5 protein-coding genes are annotated in these 5,594 nt (G+C 74.5%); 3 read left to right on the top strand and 2 right to left on the bottom strand.

Annotated elements, in window-relative coordinates; all coding sequences use genetic code 11:
* The coding region (locus B7L92_RS40755) for a hypothetical protein (RefSeq protein WP_081240421.1) at positions 1-1,300 on the top strand (1,300 nt) is incomplete at its 5' end.
* A 61-nt stretch (positions 1,301-1,361) separates the two neighbouring features.
* Here the strand turns inward: B7L92_RS40755 and B7L92_RS29525 are convergent.
* On the bottom strand, positions 1,362-2,681 hold the full coding sequence (locus B7L92_RS29525) for an ABC transporter substrate-binding protein (protein ID WP_081240423.1): 1,320 nt from the start codon (positions 2,679-2,681) through the stop codon (positions 1,362-1,364).
* A gap of 171 nt (positions 2,682-2,852) precedes the next feature.
* Here B7L92_RS29525 and B7L92_RS29515 point away from each other — a divergent pair, with 171 nt between their 5' ends.
* Together B7L92_RS29515 and purU are read left to right on the top strand one after the other, a co-directional pair.
* The gene (locus tag B7L92_RS29515) at positions 2,853-3,299 is read left to right on the top strand and encodes an SCO4402 family protein (protein WP_081240420.1); all 447 of its coding nucleotides are present in this window, start codon (positions 2,853-2,855) and stop codon (positions 3,297-3,299) included.
* 47 nt (positions 3,300-3,346) lie between these two features.
* Complete coding sequence (gene purU, locus B7L92_RS29510) at positions 3,347-4,228, top strand: formyltetrahydrofolate deformylase (protein WP_081240419.1); 882 nt, start codon at positions 3,347-3,349, stop codon at positions 4,226-4,228.
* A 29-nt stretch (positions 4,229-4,257) separates the two neighbouring features.
* Here the strand turns inward: purU and B7L92_RS29505 are convergent, their stop codons facing one another.
* Positions 4,258-5,361, bottom strand: coding sequence for a zf-HC2 domain-containing protein (locus tag B7L92_RS29505; RefSeq protein WP_081240418.1), 1,104 nt, complete (start codon positions 5,359-5,361; stop codon positions 4,258-4,260).
* Between the last annotated feature and the right edge of the window lie 233 nt (positions 5,362-5,594).

The following is a 5,594-nucleotide window of genomic DNA, read 5'->3' as shown; positions in this document are numbered from 1 at the left end:
CCCCGCCCCGTACGGCGGCGCGCCGGCGCCGCAGCCGGACGCCGGATACGGCGGCCACCCCGGCGGGGACGGCGCCGGCCTCTACGGCGGCCCGGGAGCCCCGCTGCCGCAGCAGAACGGCGCCGCCGCCTACGGCGCCCCCGCCGCGGACGCGTACGGCGCCCCGCTGCCGCCGGTGTCGCCCGAGGGCGCGACCCAGTACCTGCCGCCCGTCCCGGGCGCGGCGCCCGACGGATCGGAGGGGGCCACCCAGTTCCTGCCGCCGGTGCCCGCCGGCGGCGACGAGGCGGCGACGCAGTACATACCCCCGGTGGACCCGGGCGCGCTGCCGCCCGAGGTGCCCGCCGGACACGGCCCCGCGGCGAACCGGTTCCCGGGCCACCCCGACACCGAGGCCACCCAGTACATCGCCCCCGTGACCGACCAGGCGGCCGGCCCGGCCCACGGCGCCCCGTCCGGCGACGGAAACCGGCAGCCGCCCGCCGAGTTCGACAACCTCTTCCGCGCCGACGGCGACGACCGGGCCGGGTCCACCCAGCAGCTCCCGCGCGTCGAGTACGGCTCGCCCGCACAGGCCCCTCCGCCCCCGCCCCCGTCCGGCGGCCGGCGGGCCGCCCACGACGGCGGGCGGGGCGGCGGACGGGGCGCCGGCCGCGGCCGCACCGGCTCGCGGGTACCGCTGCTCGCGGCGGTCGGCGTCGGCATCGCGGTCCTCGGCATCGGCGCGGGCGCGCTGCTCGGCAACAGCGGGAGCGACGAGGACGGCAAGAAGCAGACGGTCTCCGCCACCGCCCCCACGAGCGAGCAGCCCTCCGCACCGCCCTCCGCCTCGCCGTCCGTCGACCCGGTCCGCCAGCAGGCCGTCGAGCTGGACAAGCTGCTGGCCCACAGCGGCGACAGCCGGACCGCCGTGATCAACGCGGTGGCCGACGTGAGGGCCTGCCGGAACCTCGACCAGGCGGCCGAGAACCTGCGGGACGCGGCCCGGCAGCGCAACCAGCTGGTCACCGACCTCTCCCGCCTCTCCGTGGACAAGCTGCCCGAACACGAGGCACTGACCACCGCGCTCACCAAGGCGTGGCAGGCGTCGGCGGCGGCCGACGACCACTACGCCGCCTGGGCCGACCAGGTCGCCGGCAAGAAGGGCTGCAAGAAGGGCGAGGCCCGCACGACCGGCCGGACCCGGGCCGGCAACCAGGCCAGCGGCACCGCGACCGCCGAGAAGACCAAGGCGTCCAAGCTGTGGAACACCATCGCCCAGCAGCACGGCCTGCCCCAGCGCCAGCCGACCCAGCTGTGACGGGCCCCTGACGGACGGCGCTCTCCGCCGCGCCCCGCTCGAGGCGTCGCGCCAGGTCGTGTTACGCCAGGTCCGCCTCGAGCAGGGTCCCGGTGACGTCGGTGAAGCCGTCGCGGGCCGACACCAGTCGGCCGTCCCGGACCACCTGCAGGGTGGCGTTGGCGTTGACCAGGCGGGGGAAGCCGACGGCGGCGAGCTTGTCCTGGAACTTCCACCGCAGGGTGGGGGTGAGCCCGCCCGTGGTGACCTTCAGCCCGCTGTCCAGGGCCCCGCTCACGGTGTCGGCGGTCACCTCGCCGTCGCCGAGCGACTCGACGACCTGCCGGAAGACGGTGTAGGCGATCCAGGTGGTCTGCACCCCGGCGTCCGCGGCGTCGATCCGGTTGTCGCCGAACGCCTCCTCCTCGATCACCTTCTTCATCGGCTTCCAGCGGTCGTCGCCCGCCGCCGGGTACCAGCCGGTGACGTACGCCCCCTCGTACGGCCCCGACGCCCCGCCGGACGTGTCGAGCACCGACTGGTCGACGCTGCCCAGCACGGTCGCGGTGCGCACCTCGGGGAAGTCGCTCCGGGCCCGCCGGAAGGAGTCCATGAAGGTGCTCGTGCGGTCGCCGAGCGCGGGCACGACGCAGCCGGGCTCCGCCGCGTCGGTGGCGGTGCGCTGCAGCGCCTGCCGCGCCTCGCCGCCGTACGCGGTGGCGTCCTCCGGTGCCCGCAGGTCCCCGGTCGGCGCGTGCCCGCCCGCCGCGAGGCCCGAGTCGAGCAGCGGGGGCAGCTGGTCGCCCGCGATGGTGTCGGGCCGGACCAGGGCGACCGGGCCGCAGGTGTCGGCGAGGGTGCGGCCGAGGCCCGCCAGCAGCACCGGCTGACCGCCGTTGACGGGGTAGGACAGGGGGCTGGTGAACTCGTCGTTGGTGATGCCGTAGCCGCCGATGTACGGGATGCCGGCGCCCTCGAGGGTGGGCAGGAAGGAGTCGGCGTGCACGCTGTAGGAGCCGACGACCGCGACGGCGTCCTCCTCGACCGCGCGCCGGGCGCACCGGGCGACGGCCACGGTGTCGTTCTTCTCGTTGCAGGTCAGGACGGAGAGCCGGCGGCCGTTGATGCCGCCCTGGGCGTTGACCCAACGGGCATAGGCCTGGGCGAACGCGGGCATCCCGGCCTTGTTGGTGGAGTTGGTCTCCTCGGGCGCCCAGGTCATCACGGTGATCGGACCGTCCCCGGAACTCCCCGCGATGCCGGGGACGACCCCGCAGCCGGCGGCGAGCGTCGCGCACGCCGTCACCGCGACCGTGGTCGGGGCGCCGGCTCTGATCCGTCGGGTCCGTCGGGGGAGGAGACGGGAGAGGAGCGTGCCGTGGGTGCGTCGCCTGCCGGTCATGATGCGCACCATTCCGTCACACGGCCAACCCCGGAGTGACTCTTGGTCAATGGGCGGTGACATGGAGGTGAATTACGGGGCCCGGTACGACCCGCGTCACGCGGAAACGTACGATCGAGCACCGTGCAAGGTTCGGAGAACTCTTCCCGTCGCGGCCGTCGCTCCTCCACCATGGGCGGCATGCCACTCAACGACATGCCGTGGTGGCGCTGGCGCAGCAATGTGCGCTCCGCGCTGCACATGCTCTCCGACCCCGTGTTCCAGCGGGACGTGTGGCTGGCCGGGGTGGACGGCTACGGTGACGTCACCGACGCGGTCTACCGGCTGGTGGAGGACACCTGGCTGGACAACTGGTCCGCCGAGAAGTACGTCGGCACGATCTTCCGCGACTCCCAGGAGGCGGCGCTCGTCGACACCGCGGTGCTGCGGGTGCTGCGGATCATGCACCAGGTCGGGCCGGACGCGCCGGTCACCGCCTATCTCGAGCACCACGGGTGGCCGGAGGCGGTACGGGCCGCGCGGGACGCGCACGTGCGGATGGCGGCGAGCGACGGCGAGGACCCCGACACCCCGCCGCGCACCCTCGAGGTGCTGCGGATCCTGACGCGGTCCGCGTAGCGGAACGGCCGGCCGGGCGCGATCCCCCGTGTGGGACCCTTTCCTGCATGAGCGAGCAGTCCATCCGAACCGCGGCCCCGGCCGACCAGTACGTCCTCACCCTGTCCTGCCCCGACAAGCAGGGCATCGTGCACGCCGTGTCCAGCTACCTGTTCATGACCGGCTGCAACATCGAGGACAGCCAGCAGTTCGGCGACCACGACACGGGACTGTTCTTCATGCGCGTCCACTTCTCGGCGGACGCCCCGGTGACCGTGGAGAAGCTGCGGGCCAGCTTCGCGGCGATCGGCGACTCCTTCCAGATGGACTGGCGGATCGACCGGGGCGACCAGCGGATGCGCATCCTGCTGATGGTCAGCAGGTTCGGGCACTGCCTGAACGACCTGCTGTTCCGCGCGCGGACCGGCGCGCTGCCCGTGGAGATCGCCGCGGTGGTGTCCAACCACACCGACTTCGCCGAGCTGGTCTCCTCGTACGACATCCCCTTCCACCACATCCCGGTGACGAAGGACACCAAGCCGGAGGCCGAGGCGCGGCTGCTGGAGATCGTGCGCGAGGAGCAGGTGGAACTCGTCGTCCTCGCCCGCTACATGCAGGTCCTCTCGGACGACCTGTGCAAGCAGCTCTCCGGGCGGATCATCAACATCCACCACTCCTTCCTGCCGAGCTTCAAGGGCGCGAAGCCGTACCACCAGGCGCACGCCCGGGGCGTGAAGCTCATCGGCGCCACCGCGCACTACGTCACCGCCGACCTCGACGAGGGCCCGATCATCGAGCAGGAGGTCGAGCGGGTGGGCCACGACGCCACCCCCGACCAGCTCGTCGCCGTCGGCCGGGACGTGGAGTGCCAGGCGCTCGCCCGCGCGGTGAAGTGGCACGCGGAACACCGCATCCTGCTGAACGGCCGGCGCACGGTGGTGTTCGCGTAACGGACCCCGGCCCCCCGGGGCCCGGCCCGCTACATCCGGCTCAGGGAGGCCGCCGCGAGCAGGACGTCCCTGATCGCCTCGCGGTCGCCCTCCTGGCCGACGGCCGCCTCCTGCGGGGGCACGTGGCCCGCGGCCAGGCGGCAGAACTCCGCCCCGTCCAGCGCCACATGGGCCACCTCGTGCTCGACGGAGCCCTTGGCGGCGGGGGAGTCCAGCGGGATCAGCCACTCACCGCCGCCGGACCCCTCGATCTCCAGCCGCAGGCTGCGCCCCGGCTCGCCGGCGGCGACCAGGCGCCGCTCGACGGGGGAGGCCAGCCCGGACCGGCGACGCGCCTCCAGCACCATCGGGAGCATCCGCGCGGCCAGGTCGACCATGCCGTGCAGGTGCCGTCCGGAGGGCGGGTCGTAGGGGTAGTCCACCGCCTCGGCGATGTCCTCCGCGTGCACCCAGCACTCGAAGGCCCGGTCCAGCATCGCGTCGTGCAGGGGCAGTTCGAAGTCGCCGTACGACACCGTCATCCGCCCGGCGCCGCCGGTGAAGGACGCGGTCCGCACGAGGTGGTGGCTCTGCTCCCGCCAGGGCGCCCGTACGGAGCGGGTGGGCGGGAAGTGGGCGGCACGCCAGTAGGCCTCGGTGCGGGCCGCCGGGGTGGGGCGCTCGGCCCGGACGTCCCCGAGCGGGTCCTCCAGGCCGAGGGCGACCGCGACCAGCCCGTCGACCGTCAGCAGATGGGCGATGACCCCGGCGACGGTGGTGCGGCGCGTGCTCGCCTCGTCTGCCTCGTACCAGCGCAGCCGCACCGGCGCGTGCCACTCGGCGTCCCCGAAGTCCTGGAGCAGCGCGTCCAGGCGCGCGGTCTCGGCGTCGTAGGCGGCGGCCCACTCCGGCACGGGGATGCGCGGCGGCCGACGCTCCAGGCAGGACTCCAGGACGCGGGTGCGCAGGCCCGGGTCCAGGTCGAGGCTCTCGGGGCGGTGGAGCAGGCCGACCGCCTCGCGCAGCCGCAGCGCCTCGTCCGCGCAGGGCCCGCAGCCGCCGAGGTGCTCCTCGACGGCCTCCGCCTCCGCCGGCGAGCAAGCGGCCAGCGCCCAGGCGCCGAGCAGCGACTTCAGCACGCGGTGCTCCAGCACGAGCGGCCCGGCCGGCCCGTCCGCCCTGTCCGCCCCGTTCCCGGGGTGTGCCCCTCCTCCCCCTTCTCCCGCTTCTCCCGCTGCTCCCGCCCGAGCGTCGTACGGCTCGGAACGCCCCTCGCTCACGCGGCACCCCCGATCCCCGGCGGGGAGTCCGGGGCCTCGGTGTCGTGGGCGGTGGACAGCAGTTGCAGTCCCAGGCGGAGGCGGCGGCGGGCCTCGTCGTCGGTGAC

Source organism: Streptomyces viridosporus (assembly GCF_002078235.1).
Lineage (GTDB): Bacteria > Actinomycetota > Actinomycetes > Streptomycetales > Streptomycetaceae > Streptomyces > Streptomyces viridosporus.
The sequence above is the reverse complement of the archived record's forward strand: the minus strand, read 5'-3'. Positions and strand labels throughout refer to the sequence as shown.

Coding starts and splice junctions, on each gene's coding strand:
- B7L92_RS29515 (WP_081240420.1), top strand. CDS start 2,853: ATGGGCGGCATGCCACTCAACGACATGCCGTGGTGGCGCTGGCGCAGC.
- B7L92_RS29525 (WP_081240423.1), bottom strand. CDS start 2,681: ATGACCGGCAGGCGACGCACCCACGGCACGCTCCTCTCCCGTCTCCTC.
- purU (WP_081240419.1), top strand. CDS start 3,347: ATGAGCGAGCAGTCCATCCGAACCGCGGCCCCGGCCGACCAGTACGTC.